This window comes from Actinomadura sp. NBRC 104412, assembly GCF_030269515.1.
In the GTDB taxonomy this organism is placed as follows: Bacteria; Actinomycetota; Actinomycetes; order Streptosporangiales; family Streptosporangiaceae; genus Spirillospora.
Window position 1 is genome coordinate 18,525 of sequence record NZ_BSTM01000047.1, and the last position, 20,656, is coordinate 39,180.

The window sequence follows — 20,656 nt, forward strand, 5'->3', positions numbered from 1 at the left end:
TACTCGGGGTGTCTCCGGCCGGACGATGACGGTGCCCGAACCCGTCGCCGAGCATCGACTCATCCGCTGAAAGAGGAGGTCGATGACCATGTTGATGACGCTGGCGGCCCAGTTCCACCCCGGTCCGTGGCATGACGGCGGCCCGTACGACGCGCCCGCCTGGTGGCCGGTGTTCCCGATCACCTTCGGGCTGTTCTGGGTGGCCGTGGCGGTGGGCGTGTTCTACCTGCTGCGGCGCCGGATGGTCACGGACGCGGCGGCGACGGCGGCCACCTCGTCCCCGATGAGCAAGGCGCGTGCTGTGCTCGCCGAGCGGTTCGCCCGCGGCGAGATCGACGAGGACGAGTACCACGCCAGGATGGCGGCCCTGCGCGACGAGATATGACGTCGCGCCGCACATCGAGAAGGCACCGGCGGCGCCGGCCGTTCCGAGGGAGCCGAACGCTCACTCCGGGACGGTCGGCGCCGCCGCCGTCAGTCCGCTTGGGCCGCCTTGAAGATCTTGTCCACGCCGTCCGGGTCCATCGGGGAGCGGATGGTCGCCTCGGCGAAGCGGGTGAGCAGCCGGGCGAACTCGGAGCGTTCGGCGGGCGTCCAGTCGGACATGAGCTTGTCCAGGTAGGCGCGCCGGAACCGGTCGGCGACCTGCTTGACGCGGACCCCGCGATCCGTCAGTTGCAGGTTCGCGCGGCGCGCGTCCACAGGGGACGGACGCCGCGACACCAGGCCCGCGTCGATGGCGTGGCCGACCAGCCGGCTCGCGGTCGAGGGGTCGATCTCCAGGCGTTCGGCCACCGCGCCCACGGTGACCTCCGCGTCCTCCTCCGCGCCCTCCTCTGCGCCGTCCTCCCGGGCGGTGGCCGCCGCGGAGAGGCCGGCGACGGCGTGCACCACCATGAGATTGGAGACCTGCAAGGGGCGCGCGCCAGGACAGGCGGGCGTCTGCGCCCGGATCCGCTTCATCAGGTCGGGCTTGGCCCAGATCCGGCGGAGGTGGAACAGCGCCAGCGACACCTCGGACAGCACCGGGTCCGGCAGCCCGCCCGAGGGGTCGGCGAACCCCGCGGGCGTCGCCTGCGCCGCATCGTTCGCCCTGGTCTCCCTGGTGTTGTTCATGATCTCCTGTCCGCCTCACGGCCTCGGATGGCAGGGGTCGGCACCCTGACGCATGTACCCTGCATGTGTCCAACGGCGAGCGTCTCCGAGGGGTTCCCGTACCGTTCATACGGAACGTCACGAGGCCACGAGGCGCCGTTCCAGGACGCCCCGGGGCGCCCTCGCCCGTTCCTCGGGAACCTCCGGAAGATGTCGTCCGGTACGCGTAGCATGGCACCGCCCGAACCCGGACGACCCGGGATCATGACCCCAGAGGGGACTTCATGCGACAGGCATCCGCCCACGGTGACGGTCCCCGACAGGACGGAAGCATGGACGATGGCACAGCCAAGGACATGACCGCCGAAGCGGCCATGGAACCCGTGAGCGAGGGTCTGGACGACGAGCGGGCCTTCCCGGCCGACCTGCTGTCCGAGCGCGATCGTCAGATCCTCGCCTTCGAGCGCCGTTGGTGGAAGTACGCCGGTGCGAAGGAGCAGGCGATCCGCGAGCTGTTCGACATGTCGGCCACGCGGTACTACCAGCTCCTCAACATCCTGATCGACAGGCCCGAGGCGCTCGCGCACGACCCGATGCTGGTGAAGCGCCTGCGCCGGATGCGGACGCAGCGGCAGCGGCAGCGCGCCGCGCGCCGTCTCGGCATCCGCCCCTGACGTGGCCGACACTGGTCACGTGAGCCTTTCCCGTTCTCACCCTTCTCCTCACTCTCCGTCGTTGACGGCCGCCGGCGCCGCCGGCCTCGACGCACTCCGCCGCGATCCCTCCGCCGCCGTGCTCGGCTTCGACTTCGACGGCACGCTCGCGCCCATCGTGGACGACCCCGCGGCCGCGCGCGCCCATCCCGGTGCGGCGCCCGCGCTGGCGCGCCTGGCCCCGAGGGTGCGCGCGCTGGTGATCGTGACCGGCCGTCCCGCCGGGGTGGCCGTGGAGTACGGCGGTTTCGCGGGCATCGACGGGCTTGTGGTGCTGGGCCAGTACGGCCTGGAGCGCTGGGAGTCCGGCGAGCTGACCGTGCCGGAGCCGCCGCCCGGTGTGGCCGAGGCCCGTGCCGCGCTGCCCGGGATCCTGGCGGCGGCCGGCGCGCCCGCCGAGGTCTCCGTCGAGGACAAGGGGCAGGCGGTGGCCGTCCACACCCGGCGGGCACCCGAGCCGCAGGCCGTGTTCGAGCGGCTGCGCGGCCCGCTGGCCGAGCTCGCCGAGCGCACCGGGCTGGTGCTGGAGCCGGGGCGCTTCGTCCTGGAAGTGCGTCCGCCCGGCATGGACAAGGGCCAGGCGCTGCGCGGCTTCATCGACACCGCCGTACCCGACGGCGCGCACCCGTCGGCGGTGCTGTTCGCCGGGGACGACCTCGGCGACCTGGCCGCGTACGACGCGATCGACGCGCTGCGGGCCGAGGGCGTCCCTGGTATCAAGCTGTGCAGCGGTTCCGCGGAGGTGACCGCGCTCGCCGAGCGTGCCGACCTCGTCGTCGACGGCCCCGCGGGCGTCGTGGCGTTCCTGAACGGCCTGCTGCCCGCCTGAACAGGCCCCTGACGAGCGCCGAGACGGATGGGCACGATGTGAGCCCAGTGTGACGGGCGTAATTGTGCAATTTCGGGGGTGCATGTGGTAATGACATGCGCGCCGCGCGAGACTGTGCGCTGTCGGGGGGAAGTGAGGGGAGCGCGAGGTGGACACAGATCATGGGCGGCCGCATCGGCCCGACCACCCTGATCTGCACGGCGTTCCGCCGCGGCGCCCGCCGCGCCCGCCGGAGCCGCCGGTGCGGGAACCGCGGCCGCTCGGATCGCGCGAGACCAGCGGCATCCAGGTGCGTCTGGGTTCGCGTGACACCTATGACGAGGCGGCCGGGGCCGCCGTCGCACCGCCGGGACCCCGCCCGCGCGGCCCGCGACACCAGGAACGTCCAGCGTGGGAGCCGTCCCGGCGAAGGCCGCGACATCGGGATGCGAGGCGCCCGGATGCGAGGCGCCGGAACCGGAAGAGGCGGGGCGGGCTCGTCGCGATAGCGGTGGCGGCCGTCGCCGTCGCCGCCGTACTGGGCGGCGCGTTCTTCGTGCCGCCCCTTCTGGAAGGGGACGACCTCACCCCCGCGCCGCAGACCGCGGGCGGGTCGACCGGCGCGGCGGACGTTCCGCTGCCTCCCACCGGGACGCCGATCGACGTGGCCACGGCGGACGGGTCCAAGTACCGGCTCGCGACCGTGACCGCGGGCCTCGGCGACCGCGCGGGGGGCGCCCAGCAGTCCCCGCCCCCGCCCGGGACGACCTACGCCTACATCGACTACGTGCTGACCAACCCGTCGGGGCAGCGGTCCCTGCTGGACTTCCCCGGAGATGTCTTCGTCCGGCGCGATCTGGTGGCGGAGCAGGCGCGCGGCCGGTGCGTGTGGCAGCCCGGCGTGCCGGAGACGATGTGCACCCCGCCGGTCAGGAGCGTGGTCGTCCGGCGGCTGGCCGGCGGTGAGCTGGAGCCGGGTGACGGAGGCGACCGGTACCTGCCGCCCGGCTCGTCCTTCCTCGTACGGGCGACGGCCGAGGTGCCGGTGAGCGAGTCGACGAAGCGCGCCGACCTGCGGCTGTACGTCTGGAAGCAGCTCTACATGGCCGACCAGCTCGCCAAGGAGGCGCCCTTCCCGCGCTGACGCCGCGTGGCCGCCCGTCCTGTGAACGCCGATGCGCCCGGAGCCGCCGTGGCTCCGGGCGCATCGCCTCGCGCGTTCACTCGGCTTCGGGGTCGTCGGCGAGGATGCCGTACAGCCGGCGCCTGGCGTCGTTGACGACGTCGAGGGCGCGGGCCTTCTGGCCCTCGCTGCCGACCGCCATGACCTGGTGCAGGGCCCCCATGAGCTGGCCGACGGCCTCGCGCCCGCGCAGCGCGTTCTCGCCGGCGGCCTCGGTGACCTCGTCCCAGGGGGCGGTGGCCTCCCCGGACGCCTCCTCGCGGCCGGTGTCGCTCAGCTCGAACAGCCGCTTGCCGGCCTCCTCGCGACTGGTGACCTTGCCCTCGTCCTCCAGCATCTGCAGGGTCGGGTAGACCGAACCCGGGCTCGGCCGCCAGACGCCGCCGGTGCGGTTGTCGAGCTCCTGGATCATCTCGTAGCCGTGCATGGGCCGCTCGGCGAGCAGCGCCAGCAGGGCCGCGCGGACGTTGCCGCGCCGGGTGCGCCGCCCGCGCCCGCCCCGTCCGCGTCCCCCGTGGGGACCGAAGGGTCCGGGTCCGTGACCCCAGGGGCCGAACGGCTCTCCGCGACGGTTACGGCGTGGCTCTTCGCCGAATCGTGGATGGTGTCTCATCGCGTACTCCTTCCCCTATGATCGATTGCGATGCATTAACGATATATCGGAAACCGGTCGCGATGCAACACCGAGCGTCGGTCAATCTGTTCATGGAGTGATGAATTGATCGGGACGGACGTCCCTAGGGGCATGCCGAACTGGGAGAATCCGGCCTCAGACAGGCCGGTGAAGCCGGCTCAGGGAGCGGCCAGCTTGAGGTTGTCCAGGATGACCTTGGCGGCGTTCCGGTTGTTGTTCTCCTTGACCCGGATCCACGCCCCGAACGTGCCGCTGCTGTGCCGCAGCCCGATCTCGACGACCGTCGGGGTGCCGACCTGGCACCCAGTGAACCGGGTGACGGTGCCGGTCAGCGACTTGTCGGGCGAGGTGTAGTTCTCGGGGTTCCCCTTGGTGCACTGCGGGTGCCCGGTGGCGCTCGGCGGCGGGAGCTTCCCGTTCGCCACGTCGGTGGTCAGGCCGATGAAGACCCCTGGGGTGGGGCCGTCGCCCAGGAAGTTGGCGACGCTCGGGGTGGCTCGGAGCACCGGGCGCCGCTGCTGGTCGTTCAGCCCGACCGTGGTCGGCGACCAGGTGGACTCCTGGCCGCGCGGCCAGACCTTCGGCACCGCCGTCCTGATCTTCCCGCTCGCGTCGGTCATCTGGACGAAGTCCGCCGGGATGACGGGCTTCTTCGGCGGCGGTGGCGGCTCGTCGCCGCCGCGCAGCAGCCCGATGCCGAGGAACAGCCCCCCGATGAGCACGAGGGCGATGACCGCCGCGCCGATGACCAGCGGGGTCCTGTTCGCGCCGCCGGACGTTCCGGGTGGGGCCTGGTGGCGTCCGCCGGGCCGCGACCCGGCTCCGCCGCCGGAGGGGATGAGCTTCTTGAGCCGTGCCAGAAGGCCCTCCGAGGGCGTCCCGGTGCCGCTCTGCGGGGTTGCAGGCGACCCCTGGAAAGGAGCCCCCTGATAGGGAACCCCTTGGCCGGGCGGCCCTTGCATTGGACCCTGCGGTGGGCCTTGTAGCGGGCCTTGCGGTGGACCCTGTGGTGGACCCTGTGGCGGGCCTTGGGGCGGTCCTTGAGGGGGGCCTGGGGGAGGCCCCTGCGCGGCCCCCTGGAGAGGGAAGATCGCCGTCTTGCTCTCCGCGCTCACCCGCGGAGGCGGAGGCTGCTGCGAGGACGGCGGCCCCCCGTACTGGCTCGGGTGGTCCACGACCGTCTGGGACCCGTCGTCGAGCACCGTCTGCGCGTGATCCTGCCGCGCCTGGAACTGGGCGGTACGTATGTCGTCCTCCGAGCCCGGCGGAGAATCCTCCAGCGTCGAAGGCTCCGGCTCCACGGGGCGGGAAGGCGTCCCCTGTGAGTACTGATAGTCCTGCCCCTGAACGGGCGGGGGCGGACCGGGCCGGCCCTGCCCACGGTCCATGGGGCCCGGCCCCTGCGCGTACGCCTGGGAGGGGTCGGCCGGAGAGAAGCGGTCCTGCACCGTCGGTTCGGCCTCGGCGGGAGCGAGCACGTCCTGAGCGCCCGCGGCGGCACCGGCGGCCTGCCGTCCCGGCAGCGAGGTGGGACGCAGGGTCGCCAGCGCCTCGGCGAACGCCTCCGCGGTCGGCCAGCGCTTCTCCCGCTCCACCTCCAACGCGCGCAGCACGACCTGGTCGACCGCGGGCGAGACCCCTTCACGGATCATGCTCGGCGCCGTCCGCACGGGCGGCGCCCCCGGCGGACGGCCCGTGATCATGTGGTAGGTCAGGGCGCCGAGCCCGTACACGTCCGCCCGCACGTCGAGGCCGCCGCCGAAACGGGCCTGCTCGGGCGACATGTAGCCGGGCGTGCCGACCGGCAGGGTGAACGCGCCGGAGGCGTGTGCCAGCGCCTTCGCCAGCCCGAGGTCGGCGATCAGCAGCCGCTCCCCGCCCTCCGGGGTGGACTGGAAGAGCACGTTGGACGGCTTGAGGTCGCGATGGATCACTCCGAGCCTGTTGATCACCTCGACGCCATACGCGATTTCCTCGGCGAGCGCAAGGGCCTCGGAGACCGGAAGTGGCCGTTCGCGCATCCGGTCGGCCAGTGTTCCGCGGTCGGCGTAGGACATGACGAAGTACGGCCGCCCGTCCGGCAGCTCGCCGATGTCGTGGACCCGCACCAGCCGCGCCGAGTCGGCCCGGCGCAGGATGCGTGCCTCCTCCAGGAAGCGATTGCGCACGTCGAGGTCGTCGATGAGGCTCCCGGACAGCACTTTGATCGCGACATGGGAGTCGAGCGCTTCGTCGTGGCCGAGCCACACCGCGGCGAACGCGCCCGATCCCAGGACGCGATCGATGCGGTAACGGCCGACGGTCGGAGGGAAGGACACTCCCGTATCATGCCCAACAAACGGGGAGTGTGCGCAGACGAGCATGGGGCGGCGCGATGGCATTCGATGAGCGGACCGAGGAACTGGCGGTCAAGGCCGCTCAGGGCGACCAGGCCGCCCTCAACGAACTGCTCGGCAAGATCCAGCCCGACGTACTGCGGCACACCTCGCGCTTCCTGCCCTGCCGGCAGGACGCCGAGGAGGCTTGCCAGGACGCGTTGCTTCAGGTGGCGCGGAACATCCACCGATTCGAGGGCCGGTCGAGGTTCAGCACGTGGCTGCACGTGGTCGTCGCCAACTCGGCCCGTTCCACGTACCGCTCGCTCAAGCGCCGCTCGGTCGAGCAGGCGGGCGAGCTGCCCCAGCAGCGGCCCGACCCGCGCCGCACGAGCGTCATCGCGGGCTCGCGAGTGGACATCCTGGACGCGATGGAGGACCTCGAGGCCCGCAAGCCCGATCTGATCCAGGCGCTGGTGCTGCGCGACGTCTCCCAGCTCGAGTACGCCGAGATCGCCGAGCAGCTCAACCTGCCGCTGGGCACGGTCAAGTCGCGCATCCACGAGGCCCGCAAGCAGGTCCGCCAGACCCTGGGCGAGTCCTACACCTGACCCCCTGTTACGGCGGGGTTCGACTTGGGTGGCGCGCGGGCCAGACCGGTGTGATGTTGTCAGTCGAGCGCCGCGAGCTGGTCGGCGAACCATTGCCTGGGCGGGAGCGCGGTCGCCGCCGCCGCCAGGCCCTTGCGGCGGGCCGCGCATTCCTCGCGCGGCATCAGCAGCGCCCGGTGGATCGCCTCGGCGGTCTGGGACACGTCGTACGGGTTGACCAGGAGGGCGTGGTCGGCCAGTTCCGCCGCTGCGCCCGCCTCCCGTGACAGCACCAGCGCGCAGCCGTTGTCCGACACCACCGGGGCCTCCTTGGCGACCAGGTTCATCCCGTCCCGGATGGGGTTGACCAGCAGGACGTCCGCCATCCGGTACGCGGCGAGCGAGCGCGGGAAGTCGTCGTTCACCTGGAGGATCAGCGGATTCCACCCCGGTGTGCCGAACTCCTCGGTGATGCGCGCCGCCTCCTCCCGTACGGCCTCGGTGTACTCACGGTACTCGGGCAGGTCGTACCGGGACGGGTAGGCGAACACCAGATGCACCACCCGCCCCCGCCACTCCGGGTGGTTGACCAGCAGTTCCCGGTACGCGGCCAGCCCCCGCACGATGTTCTTCGACAGCTCGGTGCGGTCCACGCGCACGATCAGCCGCCGGTCGCCGACCTGCTCGCGCAGCGCCTCCATGCGGGCGGCGACGTCGGGTTCGGCGGCGCGGCGGCGCAGCGCGTCCCCGTCGATCCCGAGCCCGTGCACCCCGACCGTCGTGACATGGCCGCCGCGCGTGACCGTACCGGCCACGCGGTCGACCTTGGCCCCGGGCAGCAGCGCGCAGCAGTCCAGGAACGCCTGGGCCCACCGCTCGGCGAGGAAGCCGGCGTGGTCGGCGCCCAGGATGCCGTCCAGCACCCGCTCGCCGATGTCGTCGGGCAGCAGCCGGTAGTACTCGGGCGGCGCCCAGGGCGTGTGCGAGAAGTGCACGATCTTCAGGTCGGGACGGCGGTCGCGCAGCATCCGGGGCGCCAGCGACAGGTGGTAGTCCTGGATCGCGGCCTTGGCGCCCGCCGCGGCGTCCCTGGCCAGCGCGTCGGCGAAGGCCGCGTTGTACGCCTCGTACGACTGCCAGTCGCGCCGTGACCGGGCGTCGAAGTGCGGCGTGCTCGGCGTGTCGTACAGCAGGTGGTGGACGAACCACAGCGTCGCGTTCGCCACGGCGTTGTACGCGCGGTGGAAGGTGGCCGCGGGGATGTCCAGCATCCGCACGGCCGCGCCTCCGATGTCGTGCCCGTCCAGGTCGAGCCTGCCGTCCGGCGCGCGCCGCGCCGCCTCCCGGTCGCCGTCCCCCAGCGCCGCGCACACCCACAGCGCTCCCGGGCCGTCCCGTCCCGCCCCGGCGCGCCGGCCGTCCGCCTGCCCGGGGCCGCCGGTGACCGCGGCCAGGCCGGACACCAGCCCGCCGCCCCCGCGCCGCATGGTCAGCGTCCCGTCCCCGGAAAGTGAGAAGGACACAGGCCCCCGGTTGGACGCCACCAGCACTTGGCTCATAGGGGAAGGGTCTCAGTTGGTGGACGGGCGCATCAAAGTGACCCGGGGGGAACCGGTATGTCTCCGTCCGGCTTGAAGGAGCGGCCCCGCGAGGCACACGGAGGACCGCCGGTTAGGCGGGACGGCGCCGGGTACCAGGCGCGGATGAGCAGGTCCCAGACCACCATCACGGTCCTCGTCGCCGGGACGGCCAACCTCGTCCTCGCGATCACCAAGGTCTTCGCCGGGGTGCTGTCCGGGTCGAGCGCGATGCTGGCCGAGGGCGCGCACTCGGTCGCCGACACCCTCAACCAGGTGTTCCTGCTGACCTCGCTCCGGCGCAGCGCGCGCCCGCCCGACCGGCTGCATCCCTTCGGGTACGGCAACGACCGCTACTTCTGGTCCCTGCTGGCCGCGTTCGGGATCTTCGTCGCGGGCGGTGGCTACTCCATCTTCGAGGGCGTCCTCGCCATCACAGGACGCGAGGCGGGCGGGGAGAAGGTCTGGCTGGCCTTCACCGTGCTGGGCATCGCGGCCCTGCTGGAGGGGACCTCGTGGGTACGCGCGTTCACCCAGGCGCGCAGGGAGACGGGGGCCGGGCAGGGCCTCCTCGACCACGTCCGCCGCACCCCCGACGTGACGTTCAAGGCGGCGCTGCTCGAGGACACCGCCGCGATGATCGGGCTGGCCCTCGCCGCCGGCGGGCTCGCCCTGCGCGAGCTCACCGGTTCCCCGCTGTGGGACGGCATCGCCTCGATCCTGATCGGCCTGCTCCTGGTCGGCGTCGCGATCGCGCTCGGCAGGGACAGCCGCAGCCTGCTGATCGGCCAGTCGGTGGCGCCGGAGGTCCAGCGCGAGATCAGCGCCGAGATCGCCTCGGCGCGCGGCGTGACCGGCGTGGACGAGCTGTTCACCATGCATTTCGGCCCGGACGAGGTGCTGGTCGCCGCCAAGGTGCACTTCTCCGACAGCATCAGCGCGGACGAGGCCGAGGACGTCGCGGGCGAGGTGGAACGGCGGCTGCGCGAGCGCGTCCCGCTCGTCCGGCACGTGTTCCTCGACCCGACGCAGCGCGAACCCGGACCCACGGTGACGCGGCGCCGCCGCGCCTTGTTCCGCCGCCAGGGCAACTCGCTGGCCGGCCCCTCCTGACCGTGGCGTTGACGGCGATCGGGACGGAACGGGATCCAATGCATGATCAAGACGGGACGCGGGTAAGGTCTCAGCAGCCGGGACCCTGCTGTCCGCCAACCGGGCAGATCAGGTAAAGTCACGCACACACCGCACAAATTCAGATCGCTCGTACAGAGGGGCGCGGGGAGCACGGCGGCCTTGGCCGGTCTCCCAGCTCAGCCCCCCACAGACAACTTCATATCGCTCATCCAGAGGGGTGGAGGGACCGGCCCTGTGAAGCCCCGGCAACCACCTGGTTCGTACGCGCTCGCGATCCTGCGAGGCCGGCCGGGAAATGGTGCCAACTCCGGCCTGTGACCAAGGTGGCACAGGGAAGATGGGGAGAAAGGCCTCGCTTCATGGCAACCACGCCTGCCGACAACGGACACACCTCTTCCGCCGACCTCGGTCCCGCGACCGCACTGACGTGCCGGGAGTGCGGGCACAGCAGGGAACTCGGCCCGTACTACGCCTGTGAGCAGTGTTTCGGGCCGCTGGAGATCTCCTACGACTTCGGCGGCGTCACCCGCGAGTCCATCGAGGCGGGTCCACGGAACATCTGGCGGTACCGGGGGCTGCTGCCCGTCCCGTCCAACGTGGCGGAGACGCCCAACACCGAGCCCGGCCTGACCCGTCTCGTGCGGGCCGACCAGCTCGCGGAGTCGCTGGGGCTGCAGCGGCTGTGGGTGAAGGACGACAGCGGCAACCCGACGCACTCGTTCAAGGACCGGGTCGTGGCGGTGGCGCTCGCGGCGGCGCGCGAACTCGGCTTCAAGGTGCTGGCCTGCCCGTCCACCGGGAACCTCGCCAACGCCGTGGCCGCGGCGGCGGCGCGGGCGGGGATCCGCAGCGCGGTGTTCGTCCCCTCCGACCTGGAGGCGCAGAAGATCATCACCACCGCGGTGTACGGCGGGCTGTTCGTCACCGTGGACGGCAACTACGACGACGTCAACCGGCTCGCCTCGGAGATCGCCGGCGAGGAGGAGGACTGGGCGTTCGTCAACGTCAACGTGCGGCCGTACTACGCCGAGGGCTCCAAGACCCTCGGGTACGAGATCGCCGAGCAGCTCGGCTGGCGGCTGCCGGACCAGATCGTGATCCCGGTGGCGTCCGGCTCCCAGCTCACGAAGATCGACAAGGCGTTCCAGGAGCTGATCAAGCTGGGGCTCGTCGAGGACAGGCCCTACCGCGTGTTCGGCGCCCAGGCCGCCGGCTGCGACCCGGTCGCGGCGGCGTTCAAGGCCGGGCACGACGTGGTCCGGCCGGTCAAGCCGTCGACGATCGCCAAGTCGCTGGCCATCGGCAACCCGGCCGACGGCCCGTACGTCCTGGACGTCGTCCGCCGCACCGGCGGGGCGGTCGAGGACGTCACCGACGAGCAGGTGGTCGAGGGCATCCGGCTGCTGGCGGCCACCGAGGGGATCTTCGGCGAGACCGCCGGCGGCGTGACCGTCGCGACGCTCCGCAAGCTGGTGGAGACGGGCGCGCTCGACCCGTCCGCCGAAACAGTGATCATCAACTCCGGGGACGGCCTGAAGACCCTGGACGCGATCTCCTCGCAGGTGGCGCCGAGCGCGAACATCCCCCCGTCGCTGGACGCCTTCCGCGCCGCGGGCCTCGCCTGACCTCGCCCGACTCCGAGCAGCCAGACAGCCACAGCACAGCATCCCTTGGAGCCAGCAATGAGCACCGTGTCCGTACGGATCCCGACGATCCTCCGGAGCCTGACCGGCGGCGAGTCCGAGGTCAAGGCCGAGGGCGCCACCCTGCGCGCCGTGGTGGCCGACCTCGACGCCAACCACCCCGGCATCGCCGCCCGGGTCCTGGACGACAACGGCAGGATCCGGCGCTTCGTGAACGTGTACGTGGGGGACGAGGACGTCCGGTTCGCCGAGGGCCTGGACACCCCCACCCCCGAGGGCACCCAGATTTCGATCATCCCGGCCGTCGCCGGCGGCTGAATCGCCGTCCTCCCGGGTGTTCTCGGGATGATCGCCCCGAGAACACCCGGGGGAAATGGGCTTTTGTCCTGCTAAACAGGGGTAAAGGCCCAGCATGGGGATTGCGGAGGAGATCGCGGAGACGGTGGCGGCGCATCCCAGTGTGGCCCTGGTCGAACCGATCGGCTCGCGCGCGCGAGGCACCGCGACCGAGCTGTCCGACTGGGACTTCCGGGTCACCACCGACGACTTCGGGCGGGTGGCCGCCGACCTCCCCGGCATGGCCGCTCCGCACGGGCCGCTGGCGGCGCAATGGGACCCGCTGGGCGACGTCGAGAGCTACCTGCTCATCTTTCCCGGCCCGGTGAAAGTGGACCTGATCTTTCCCGAGATGCCGCGCAGCCGTAACCGGCCGTGGCGCGTGGGGCCCGACACTCTCGCGGCAATGGACGCTCACTTCTGGGACTGGTCATTGTGGCTGGTGAGCAAACGCCGGCACGGGATGACCGATCGCGTGCGGGGCGAACTGCTCAAGATGAGCGGGCACCTTCTGCGGCCACTCGGAATCGACATCCTTCCGCTCTCCCTGGAAGAGGCGGCGGACCGTTACGTGCGCGCCCGGGACCGCCTGGAGACGCGTTATGGGACGCGCATATCCCGCCGCCTGGAGGAAGAAGTCCTGCCTCTGGTACGAGAGTCGCACCGTGACCATTACCGGCCGTCCGGTCTTCCGTCATAGGGACTGTCCGTCCCCTCGGCCCGCCTATATCGTCGATTCCGATCATGCCGCGTCGACCCCGTCACGGGCCCACCGCAGGGACGTGGAGACACGGCCGCTGGTCGGCGGGCCTCGCGGTAGAAGGGGTGTGGCCCGAAGCACCAAACCGTGGCGCGACCACGTACGAGCGGCAGGTTTCGTATGGCGCAGGGCACAGTCAAGTGGTTCAACGCGGACAAGGGCTACGGCTTCATCGCGGTGGACGGTGGCCGAGACGTCTTCGTCCATTACTCGGCCATTCTCATGGACGGCTACCGCAGCCTTGAGCAGGGGCAGCGGGTGGAATTCGAGATCACCCAGAGCGACCGGGGTCCGCAGGCCGACTCCGTGCGCACCATCTGAACGACCTCGGCCGACGCGCCGCGTTCAGTGGCGGACGACCGGAGCCTGCCGGTCGATCTCACGTCCGAGCGTGAGCACCATGTCCTCGAAGGCATGGTCGCCGTACCGCTCCTTGAGCGCCCCGTACACGCCCTTGCGAGCGGCCTCGCGCAGCATCCGGGTCAAAACGGTGTGATCGACCGGACGCCCGGCCTCGAACTCGTCATAGGCGTGCCGGGACGCCCGCAGCAACTCGGGATGCGGTGCCGACTCCGACAGGATCATGCCCGCGGCGCTCTTGAGGTCCATCGGCCCAGTCTAGAGACGCCGAGCGACCCGAACCGTCAGCCGCGCACGCACCCCAGGACGCCGGCGGGCGATCACCAGGCCCCGTAGACGTCCACAGACCGGCCAAGCGGAACGCCATGCATGCCTGACGGCGGCGGCCCGGGGCGGAAGATCATGACATGCTGGGAGCCGCCGGATTCGCGGGAAATCCGTCCGGCGCACGGCGACCCACAGTGCCTCACAACGGCACACGCCCGGGCTATCTGCTGGGGTGTTTCCCCAGGTCAGACCAAGTCTCGGCAGATGGCGGGCATGCTTCTCGGCCGGTACGTACGACGCTTGCACTCGACCGGGTAGAGTGCTAAAAAGCGATTGGCACTCTGCTGTGGAGAGTGACAATCCCACACAGTCTGGATCGGGGCGATGAGGTCTCAGCCGGCGGCGGAATGGCAGCCGCCGGGGGAGGCCGTCCGTCGCGGGCGTCGGCTCGGTCCATCATGGCCGTCTTGTTCCGGGAGGACTGGAGCCTATGGCTGCAAAGATGATCGCGTTCGACGAAGAGGCCCGCAGGGGTCTCGAGCGCGGGATGAACCAGCTCGCCGATGCCGTGAAGGTGACCCTTGGTCCCAAGGGCCGCAACGTGGTGTTGGAGAAGAAGTGGGGCGCTCCGACGATCACCAATGACGGTGTATCGATCGCCAAGGAGATCGAGCTCGAGGACGCGTGGGAGAAGATCGGCGCCGAGCTGGTCAAGGAGGTCGCCAAGAAGACCGACGACGTCGCCGGTGACGGCACCACCACCGCCACCGTCCTGGCCCAGGCGCTGGTGCGCGAGGGCCTGCGCAACGTGGCGGCCGGCGCCAACCCGATGTCGCTGAAGCGCGGCATCGAGGCCGCCGTCGAGCGGGTCAGCGAGGAGCTGTCCAAGCTGGCCAAGGACGTGGAGACCAAGGAGCAGATCGCCTCCACCGCGTCCATCTCGGCAGGCGACCCGCAGATCGGCGAGATGATCGCCGAGGCGATGGACAAGGTCGGCAAGGAAGGCGTCATCACCGTCGAGGAGAGCAATACCTTCGGGCTGGAGCTGGAGCTCACCGAGGGCATGCGCTTCGACAAGGGCTACATCTCGCCCTACTTCGTCACCGACCCCGAGCGGATGGAAGCGGTCCTCGAGGACCCCTACATCCTGATCGTGCAGGGCAAGGCGTCCGCCAACAAGGACCTGCTGCCCGTCCTGGAGTCGGTCATGCAGTCGAGCAAGCCGCTGCTGATCATCGCCGAGGACGTCGAGGGCGAGGCCCTGGCCACGCTGGTCGTCAACAAGATCCGCGGGATCTTCAAGTCGGTGGCCGTTAAGGCGCCGGGCTTCGGCGACCGCCGCAAGGCCATGCTGGGCGACATCGCCACCCTCACCGGCGGCCAGGTCATCAGCGAGGACGTGGGTCTGAAGCTGGAGAACACCACCCTCGACATGCTGGGCCGCGCCCGCAAGGTCGTGGTGTCCAAGGACGAGACCACGATCGTCGACGGCGCCGGTGACGCCAACGAGATCGCGGGCCGGGTGAACCAGATCCGGACCGAGATCGACTCGACCGACTCCGACTACGACCGCGAGAAGCTGCAGGAGCGGCTGGCCAAGCTGGCCGGCGGTGTCGCGGTCATCAAGGCCGGTGCGGCGACCGAGGTCGAGCTGAAGGAGCGCAAGCACCGCATCGAGGACGCGGTGCGCAACGCCAAGGCCGCGGTCGAGGAGGGCATCGTCCCCGGCGGTGGCGTGGCGCTGCTCCAGGCGGGCATCCCCGCCTTCGAGAAGCTGGACGTGTCCGGCGACGAGGCCACCGGTGCCGCGATCGTCCGGCGCGCCCTGGAGGAGCCGATCAAGCAGATCGCCGTCAACGCCGGCCTTGAGGGCGGCGTCGTGGTGGAGCGGGTCCGCGGCCTGACCCCGGGTGAGGGCCTCAACGCCGCCACCGGCGAGTACGTCAACATGTTCGAGGCCGGCATCCTCGACCCGGCCAAGGTGACCCGGTCGGCGCTGCAGAACGCCGCTTCCATCGCGGCGCTGTTCCTGACGACCGAGGCCGTCATCGCCGAGAAGCCGGAGAAGGCCCCTGCCGGCGCCGGCGCGGGCATGCCCGACGCGGGCGGCATGGACTTCTGATTCGAAGCCCATTCCCGGCAACACGGCACAACAAAGGGGCGGCCCTCCAGGGCCGCCCCTTTCGCCTTCCCACCACACGAACCACCCAACCACCAGGCAGCGACGAACTCCGCCGCCCCGACACTGCCGCCGCCTGCCCCGCCACAACGCGAGCCCCGAGAGCCAGGCGTCCCCACAGCACAGAGCCGCCCAAACGACAAGCACCAATAGCAAGGCCGGGCAGTGATAAACCCTGCCGACGAAAGCGCCTCTACATCCGGGTCGGTACGTGCACTTGGAGCGCGATCATCTTTTCGCCGGTCGGTAACCTGCGGGAGTTTTGTGGTTGGCTTGGCATGGCGATGTGCCGTACTACTTGATCTGCCCTTCGGTCGATCGCCGCTGGTTGCCGGCTACCGGGACCCGTTGCAACGCGGGAATGGCGTGCTGTTGGACACCGACCAATTCCAGGTACGCCCCGGGGAGCCGGGTGTCCTTGCAGAGCGGGGCTGCCAGGGCGAGGAGCGCCAGCGGGTTTGCCGTCAGGGTGGCTAGTTCGGGCAGTGCTGAACCCTGCTGACGAGAGCGCCTCTTCATCTGGGTCGGTACGTGCACCTGGAGCGGGATCATTCCTTCGCCGGTCGGTAACCTGCGGGAGTTTTGTGGTTGGCCTGGCATGGGGATGAGCGGTACTACTTGATCCGCCTTCCGGCCGACTGCCGCTGGCTGTCGGCTGCCGGAACCTGTCACAACGCGAGGACGGCGCGCTGTTGAGCGCCGAGCAATTCCAGGCGGCGCGGGAGCCAGGTGTAATGCGAGGAGCGTCGGCGGGTCTGCCGTCGGGGTGGCTAGGTTGGGCGGTGATGAGTTCTGCTGAGGAGATTGCCTTTTCATCTGGGTCGTGGGGTTTCCGGTACGTGCACTTGGAGCGGGATCATCCCTTCGCCGGTCGGTAACCTGCGGGAGTTCTGTGGTTGGCCTGCCATGGCGATGAGCGGTACTACCCGATCAGCCTTCCGGCCGATCGCCGCTGGTTGCTGGCTATTGGGAGTTGGCGCGGCGCGAGGACGGCGCGCTGTTGAGTACCTTCCGGAGATTCTGACGGCGGGCCTCCTGGCCTACCGCTGGCGCTCCTCGCTTGGGTGGCTCCGGCCTGCGTAGGTGCCGGAACTCTGCCGACCGTCCCTACACTCGTGCCCTGAAGTTGCTGCGCTTTCACGCGGAGCGGGACTATCTCGCCGAACTGGCCTCTGTGCTGCGGGAGGCGATGCGACCGCGGCGCTTGTGGCCGACGTCGTACTGACCCTTTTTCATCCTCGGGTGACCTCGTAGTTCTGTAGGACGGCGATGGCCTTGACGAGGTGACCGGCCTTGCAGGGGCTGCAGCGGAGCTTGCGGAGCAGCTTCCACGACTTCAGCTGGGCGTTTGCGCGTTCGCCGGGTCCGCGGAGCTTGGCGTGCGAGCGGTTGGCCTGCTTGTGGGACGCGGGCTTGTTCCGTCCCTTGTACGGGGTGATGACGACTGAAGCCTCGGCGCCTTGATAGCCCTTATCGGCCGGTGTGATGATCCCGGTCTCCTCCAACTGACGCGGAATCCCCCACATGCGGGCGGCGGTCAGGTCGTGCGTGCGGCCGGGCAGCGCCCCCGAGGTCCACAGGATCGTCCCGTCAGGGCTGGCGATGACCTGCACGTTCATTCCATGGCAGCGGTGCTTGGCCGAGTAGTACGGCCGGTCGGCCCGCACCCGGTCGGTGGCGATGAGCGTCCCGTCCAGCACCAGCAGGTGCAGCCCGTCCTTGGTGGCCTTCCGCAACGCCGCCGTCGGCTTCGGCGACCTCGCCGACAGCAGCGCCACCGCCTCCTGGACGTACCGCCAGGCCGTACTCGTCGACACCTGGAACCCGGCCGCGAGCTCGGCGAACGTCTCGCCCTTGCGCAGGTGGACCAGCACCGGCAGGGCCTGCTGCCCGGCCTTGAGCAGCCGCCAGGCCGACCCGATCGCCTTGCGGCGCCGACGGATCAGTCTGGCCAGGTAGTTCAGCGTTGCACGCGACAGATCGACGGCGGCGCGATAGAACAGCATGCAGAGCCCCTGGTTCGGACGCGGTGGTTGTGGTGATCAACCCGTCTACCAGGGGTTTCTTCACGTCACCCGCCGAACGCCCGCATCGCGATCATGCTGTGATCAGCGTCCGCCCGGACGGATGAAAAAGGGTCACTGGACGGGAGGCTCGCGCCGATCAATCGGCTGCCGGGTGCGGGCCGGTCTGGGCATCGCCCGCGCAGCCCAGCTCGGCCACTACCTGACCGCCGCACGCGAACGCGGCATCGCCGCCGGGTCGGCCGTACGGCTTAGTGGGAGCTGGTGCGGCGGGAGTATGGCGGACTGTTCGGGCGGTGGCTGGGCATGCACGTGGCGATCGCCAGGACACCAGCAGCGAGGCGGTCGTCGGGATCGCTGGGCTAAGCAGTGATGACTATGCCGACGGCATGTGCTCCTACACCGAGGTCGTGGGGTTGCGATACCTGCCGTACTACCCCCAGCACTCCGGTCGACCGGCGTCGGCCGCTGGTCATCAAGGGCTGGCGTGGCGCGAGGATAGAGGGCGGCCGGCGCCTGCCGGTTCCAGGCTTCGCCCCGGAACCAGACGTCCTCGCATGGCGGAGCTGCTCAAGCGAGGGGCGCTAGGGGTAGGTCTGCCGGGTTGGGCAGTGATGAGCCATGAATTGAGTCCATTTTCATGCAGTCGGCGCCGGTCGACCGGAGGGCTGATACGACTCATCGCCACGGACCACCTGGAGCCTGGATGTCGTTCTCTCGCGCTGCCCTCGTTGTGCCGCGCTCCGTTCGCTGATCTGGCCTGGCGGCCGCGTTCGGCGTCGGTGCCGCGACCGCACGGTGTTACGTATCGGGAGCGGTTGAGGTCCTACGTCGTCCTGGACGGGACGCTTGCGCCGATCGGATGGCTGCCGGGTGCGAACGACCGCCTGTACGCCTCGGGCAGGCATCGTCGCCACGGTGTGAATCCTCACTGGCCCGCACGGGGAGCCGGGTTGGGGGCCGTGCTCGCTGTTCAGCTCGATCCACAAGCTGGCCGCCGCATGTGAACGCGGCATTGTCGCTGGGTTGTTCGGGGGCGGGGTGTGCGTGGCGATTGCTCGGGCACCAGCGGCGAGGCGTACGCGGACAGCTTGTGGGACGACCTTTTGGAGCAGGGCGGCGTTGCCGGTCGCCGGGTGGGAGTGCCGTACTCCGAGAGCAAGTAGATCGGGGATTGGCGCTACCAGCCGGTTCGCCGTGGGGGCGCGGGTTGTGATGTCTTGTCAGACGAGGCGACCTCAGGGACTTTCGTTCACGCATGGGGCTTGGGAGGATCGCCGCTGACCACAAACGGAGTCATGAGGACGCGCGCCGGAGCGAGTACCCCGCGAGCGCGCGTCGCATGAGGCCAGGAGGCTACATGAGCGATCCATTCAATACTTCGGTGCTCAGGGTGGAGCAGCCTCGCCGGGGCCCGTTCGCCCGATCGCGGTACAAGGTCATGGACGGCGACGGCACGCTCCTCGCGGTCGCCGACGAGAACGACAAGCAGAAGCGCGCCGAGAAGCTGAAGTCCTTCTTCCCCGGGAAGTCCGGCCTGCATTCCCGTGCCGTGCTGCTGACCACGCCGGACGGGACGCCACTGCTGGTGGTGGACAAGCAGGAAGGCCGGATGCTCACCACGGTCATCCGTCCCGGCGGCGAGGTGGTCGGCATGTTCCGCACCGAAAGGGTCGGGCGGCGGTACAAGCTGTGCGACGGCGATGACAAGCCCCTGGGCGAGATCGCGGTGGACCTGCCACGCAAGAACTTCGCCATCAGCGACACCGACGGAAACCGGGTGGGGCACGTCCGCAAGAAGTTCAACGGGGTGGCCACCCATCTGCTGACCACTGCGGACAAGTACGCCGTGGAGATCGACGATCCCGTACCGGAACCGCTGCGCACCATGGTCGTCACCACGGCGATCGCCATGGACCTGACCCTGCACGAGTCCAAGGAGCTGACCTGACCCTCACCGGGAGGACCCGGCTGACACGAGTTCGTACAACGCATCGGCGGCGCCACGCGAACGTCCCCGCTTGTCGGGCTTCCGGACACCGCCGGAGCGAGGTACCGTCCGGTCGTGCAGGTCATCTCCGAACGTCAGAACGGCTGGTGGGTGTCACCGGCCCTGCCGACGATCGCGAACTGCCTGCTGGCGGTCCTGTGGGCCTTTTCGACGGCCGGCGGCTGGGGGGAGGCCGCGTTCTGCGGTGAGGGCGTCCAGCGCGACCCGATCTGCGCCTCCAATGTCGAGTTCGTCGTCACACTGTCACTGGCACCCGCCGTCGTGGCCGCGGCGGTGGTACTGGTCTCCTGGGCGTTGCCGGGGGTACGGCGCCGCCCGCAAAGGCTCGACGCCCTGCTGACCATGGCCGCCGCGATCTGGGTCTTTGCCGAGGGCATCCTCTTCGTAGGCGGGTACGTGGCCAAGGCATGACCGCTCTGCGCGGATCGTTACCGTTCGGGTGATAGGCGGCGTACGTCCTATGTGAGCAACTTGTGACCTAAGCGGCCGGCGGGCGCATAACCCGAGGTAGAAGGCATGGCGGGAGGTCCGCGCGGGGCCCGGTCGACGACTTCTCACGAAAATCCGCGCCCGCCGGTTTGACGTTCCCTCCCCAGGGGCATAACCTTCACTTCGCCCCGCAGGGGATCAGGACGCCGCTGGACGGCGGCCGACCCGCTGGGCGACCATCCACGATCAAACCGGAGCGACTTCGTCGCGCCTTCGATCGGGATGAAATCAGTAACAGCTTGATTTTGACCGATCAGGCCGGATCTGATGAAATGGCGACAACGCCGGAAAGAGACCGCGCAAGCGGAATCCGAACGGCGAGCCGGAGAAGCCCGAATTGACAAACAGGGCGAATTCGGTACAGTAAGAACAGTCACCCCGGAAGCGGGAAACGCGAAAGCGGATCCGGCACGGTGGGTGTCCGTTTCTTGAGAACTCAACAGCGTGTTAAAAGCCAGTGCCTTTTCGGTTCATTCGCCTCTTTTCGGGGGGTGGGTGGATCGCCCCGTGGCCGCAGGCCGTCCCGTTGGTGGGGTGG

At 70.0% G+C, this 20,656-nt stretch carries 19 protein-coding genes and 1 riboswitch; of the genes, 13 read left to right on the plus strand and 6 right to left on the minus strand.

The window, feature by feature from the left end:
• Positions 1–82 precede the first annotated feature (82 nt).
• Positions 83–385: an SHOCT domain-containing protein gene (locus QSK21_RS33765; protein ID WP_285701732.1), complete on the plus strand. Its 303-nt coding sequence runs from the start codon at positions 83–85 to the stop codon at positions 383–385.
• An 89-nt stretch (positions 386–474) separates the two neighbouring features.
• On the opposite strand, the gene QSK21_RS33770 is transcribed toward QSK21_RS33765, so the two are convergent.
• Positions 475–1,116: a MarR family winged helix-turn-helix transcriptional regulator gene (locus QSK21_RS33770; RefSeq protein WP_285701733.1), complete on the minus strand. Its 642-nt coding sequence runs from the start codon at positions 1,114–1,116 to the stop codon at positions 475–477.
• A 353-nt stretch (positions 1,117–1,469) separates the two neighbouring features.
• Here QSK21_RS33770 and QSK21_RS33775 point away from each other — a divergent pair, with 353 nt between their 5' ends.
• From QSK21_RS33775 to QSK21_RS33785, 3 genes are all read left to right on the plus strand, one after another.
• Entirely contained in the window at positions 1,470–1,769 is a 300-nt protein-coding gene (locus tag QSK21_RS33775; RefSeq protein WP_285701757.1) for a DUF3263 domain-containing protein, read from the plus strand.
• A 61-nt stretch (positions 1,770–1,830) separates the two neighbouring features.
• Positions 1,831–2,637, plus strand: a complete 807-nt coding sequence (otsB, locus tag QSK21_RS33780; RefSeq protein ID WP_285701735.1) for a trehalose-phosphatase — start codon at positions 1,831–1,833, stop codon at positions 2,635–2,637.
• A 490-nt stretch (positions 2,638–3,127) separates the two neighbouring features.
• Positions 3,128–3,760, plus strand: a complete 633-nt coding sequence (locus QSK21_RS33785) for a hypothetical protein (RefSeq protein ID WP_285701736.1) — start codon at positions 3,128–3,130, stop codon at positions 3,758–3,760.
• A gap of 76 nt (positions 3,761–3,836) precedes the next feature.
• On the opposite strand, the gene QSK21_RS33790 is transcribed toward QSK21_RS33785, so the two are convergent.
• Together QSK21_RS33790 and QSK21_RS33795 are read right to left on the minus strand one after the other, a co-directional pair.
• Complete coding sequence (locus QSK21_RS33790) at positions 3,837–4,412, minus strand: PadR family transcriptional regulator (RefSeq protein WP_285701738.1); 576 nt, start codon at positions 4,410–4,412, stop codon at positions 3,837–3,839.
• A gap of 179 nt (positions 4,413–4,591) precedes the next feature.
• Positions 4,592–6,751 carry a serine/threonine-protein kinase gene (locus QSK21_RS33795; protein WP_285701740.1) on the minus strand — a complete coding sequence of 720 codons (2,160 nt, stop codon included), beginning with the start codon at positions 6,749–6,751 and terminating at the stop codon, positions 4,592–4,594.
• A 56-nt stretch (positions 6,752–6,807) separates the two neighbouring features.
• Here QSK21_RS33795 and QSK21_RS33800 point away from each other — a divergent pair, with 56 nt between their 5' ends.
• Entirely contained in the window at positions 6,808–7,359 is a 552-nt protein-coding gene (locus QSK21_RS33800) for an RNA polymerase sigma factor (protein WP_285701742.1), read from the plus strand.
• Between the two features lie 59 nt (positions 7,360–7,418).
• Here QSK21_RS33800 and QSK21_RS33805 read toward each other — a convergent pair whose 3' ends face one another.
• Positions 7,419–8,897 (minus strand): alpha,alpha-trehalose-phosphate synthase (UDP-forming), encoded by a 1,479-nt coding sequence (locus QSK21_RS33805; protein WP_285701744.1) that lies wholly within the window; start codon positions 8,895–8,897, stop codon positions 7,419–7,421.
• A 144-nt stretch (positions 8,898–9,041) separates the two neighbouring features.
• Between QSK21_RS33805 and QSK21_RS33810 the strand changes: the two genes are divergently transcribed.
• The 5 genes from QSK21_RS33810 to QSK21_RS33830 all read left to right on the plus strand — a co-directional run bounded on the left by QSK21_RS33810 (position 9,042) and on the right by QSK21_RS33830 (position 13,109).
• Positions 9,042–10,028: a cation diffusion facilitator family transporter gene (locus QSK21_RS33810; RefSeq protein WP_285701745.1), complete on the plus strand. Its 987-nt coding sequence runs from the start codon at positions 9,042–9,044 to the stop codon at positions 10,026–10,028.
• A 223-nt stretch (positions 10,029–10,251) separates the two neighbouring features.
• A riboswitch (SAM riboswitch) is annotated at positions 10,252–10,393 on the plus strand.
• A gap of 15 nt (positions 10,394–10,408) precedes the next feature.
• A complete protein-coding gene (thrC, locus tag QSK21_RS33815; protein ID WP_285701746.1) occupies positions 10,409–11,674 on the plus strand; it encodes a threonine synthase in 1,266 nt (421 codons plus the stop codon).
• 57 nt (positions 11,675–11,731) lie between these two features.
• Positions 11,732–12,010: a MoaD/ThiS family protein gene (locus QSK21_RS33820; RefSeq protein WP_285701748.1), complete on the plus strand. Its 279-nt coding sequence runs from the start codon at positions 11,732–11,734 to the stop codon at positions 12,008–12,010.
• 94 nt (positions 12,011–12,104) lie between these two features.
• Complete coding sequence (locus QSK21_RS33825) at positions 12,105–12,728, plus strand: nucleotidyltransferase domain-containing protein (protein WP_285701749.1); 624 nt, start codon at positions 12,105–12,107, stop codon at positions 12,726–12,728.
• A 180-nt stretch (positions 12,729–12,908) separates the two neighbouring features.
• A complete protein-coding gene (locus QSK21_RS33830; protein WP_285701750.1) occupies positions 12,909–13,109 on the plus strand; it encodes a cold-shock protein in 201 nt (66 codons plus the stop codon).
• A gap of 24 nt (positions 13,110–13,133) precedes the next feature.
• Here QSK21_RS33830 and QSK21_RS33835 read toward each other — a convergent pair whose 3' ends face one another.
• Positions 13,134–13,397 carry a hypothetical protein gene (locus QSK21_RS33835; protein WP_285701751.1) on the minus strand — a complete coding sequence of 88 codons (264 nt, stop codon included), beginning with the start codon at positions 13,395–13,397 and terminating at the stop codon, positions 13,134–13,136.
• 508 nt (positions 13,398–13,905) lie between these two features.
• Here QSK21_RS33835 and groL point away from each other — a divergent pair.
• On the plus strand, positions 13,906–15,537 hold the full coding sequence (groL, locus tag QSK21_RS33840) for a chaperonin GroEL (protein WP_285701752.1): 1,632 nt from the start codon (positions 13,906–13,908) through the stop codon (positions 15,535–15,537).
• Between the two features lie 1,289 nt (positions 15,538–16,826).
• Here groL and QSK21_RS33845 read toward each other — a convergent pair.
• Positions 16,827–17,600 carry a transposase family protein gene (locus QSK21_RS33845; protein WP_285701753.1) on the minus strand — a complete coding sequence of 258 codons (774 nt, stop codon included), beginning with the start codon at positions 17,598–17,600 and terminating at the stop codon, positions 16,827–16,829.
• Between the two features lie 1,378 nt (positions 17,601–18,978).
• Between QSK21_RS33845 and QSK21_RS33850 the strand changes: the two genes are divergently transcribed.
• Both QSK21_RS33850 and QSK21_RS33855 read left to right on the plus strand, forming a co-directional pair.
• Positions 18,979–19,569 carry a phospholipid scramblase-related protein gene (locus QSK21_RS33850; RefSeq protein ID WP_285701754.1) on the plus strand — a complete coding sequence of 197 codons (591 nt, stop codon included), beginning with the start codon at positions 18,979–18,981 and terminating at the stop codon, positions 19,567–19,569.
• 114 nt (positions 19,570–19,683) lie between these two features.
• Positions 19,684–20,040 carry a hypothetical protein gene (locus QSK21_RS33855; protein WP_285701755.1) on the plus strand — a complete coding sequence of 119 codons (357 nt, stop codon included), beginning with the start codon at positions 19,684–19,686 and terminating at the stop codon, positions 20,038–20,040.
• Positions 20,041–20,656 lie beyond the last annotated feature (616 nt).

Bases quoted from the DNA above. Each gene is read 5' to 3' on its own strand.
- QSK21_RS33830 (WP_285701750.1), top strand. From the start codon at position 12,909: ATGGCGCAGGGCACAGTCAAGTGGTTCAACGCGGACAAGGGCTACGGC.
- QSK21_RS33790 (WP_285701738.1), bottom strand. From the start codon at position 4,412: ATGAGACACCATCCACGATTCGGCGAAGAGCCACGCCGTAACCGTCGC.
- QSK21_RS33825 (WP_285701749.1), top strand. From the start codon at position 12,105: ATGGGGATTGCGGAGGAGATCGCGGAGACGGTGGCGGCGCATCCCAGT.
- QSK21_RS33845 (WP_285701753.1), bottom strand. From the start codon at position 17,600: ATGCTGTTCTATCGCGCCGCCGTCGATCTGTCGCGTGCAACGCTGAAC.
- QSK21_RS33800 (WP_285701742.1), top strand. From the start codon at position 6,808: ATGGCATTCGATGAGCGGACCGAGGAACTGGCGGTCAAGGCCGCTCAG.
- thrC (WP_285701746.1), top strand. From the start codon at position 10,409: ATGGCAACCACGCCTGCCGACAACGGACACACCTCTTCCGCCGACCTC.
- QSK21_RS33775 (WP_285701757.1), top strand. From the start codon at position 1,470: ATGGAACCCGTGAGCGAGGGTCTGGACGACGAGCGGGCCTTCCCGGCC.
- QSK21_RS33770 (WP_285701733.1), bottom strand. From the start codon at position 1,116: ATGAACAACACCAGGGAGACCAGGGCGAACGATGCGGCGCAGGCGACG.
- QSK21_RS33765 (WP_285701732.1), top strand. From the start codon at position 83: ATGACCATGTTGATGACGCTGGCGGCCCAGTTCCACCCCGGTCCGTGG.
- QSK21_RS33835 (WP_285701751.1), bottom strand. From the start codon at position 13,397: ATGGACCTCAAGAGCGCCGCGGGCATGATCCTGTCGGAGTCGGCACCG.
- QSK21_RS33820 (WP_285701748.1), top strand. From the start codon at position 11,732: ATGAGCACCGTGTCCGTACGGATCCCGACGATCCTCCGGAGCCTGACC.
- groL (WP_285701752.1), top strand. From the start codon at position 13,906: ATGGCTGCAAAGATGATCGCGTTCGACGAAGAGGCCCGCAGGGGTCTC.
- QSK21_RS33805 (WP_285701744.1), bottom strand. From the start codon at position 8,897: ATGAGCCAAGTGCTGGTGGCGTCCAACCGGGGGCCTGTGTCCTTCTCA.
- QSK21_RS33850 (WP_285701754.1), top strand. From the start codon at position 18,979: ATGAGCGATCCATTCAATACTTCGGTGCTCAGGGTGGAGCAGCCTCGC.
- QSK21_RS33810 (WP_285701745.1), top strand. From the start codon at position 9,042: ATGAGCAGGTCCCAGACCACCATCACGGTCCTCGTCGCCGGGACGGCC.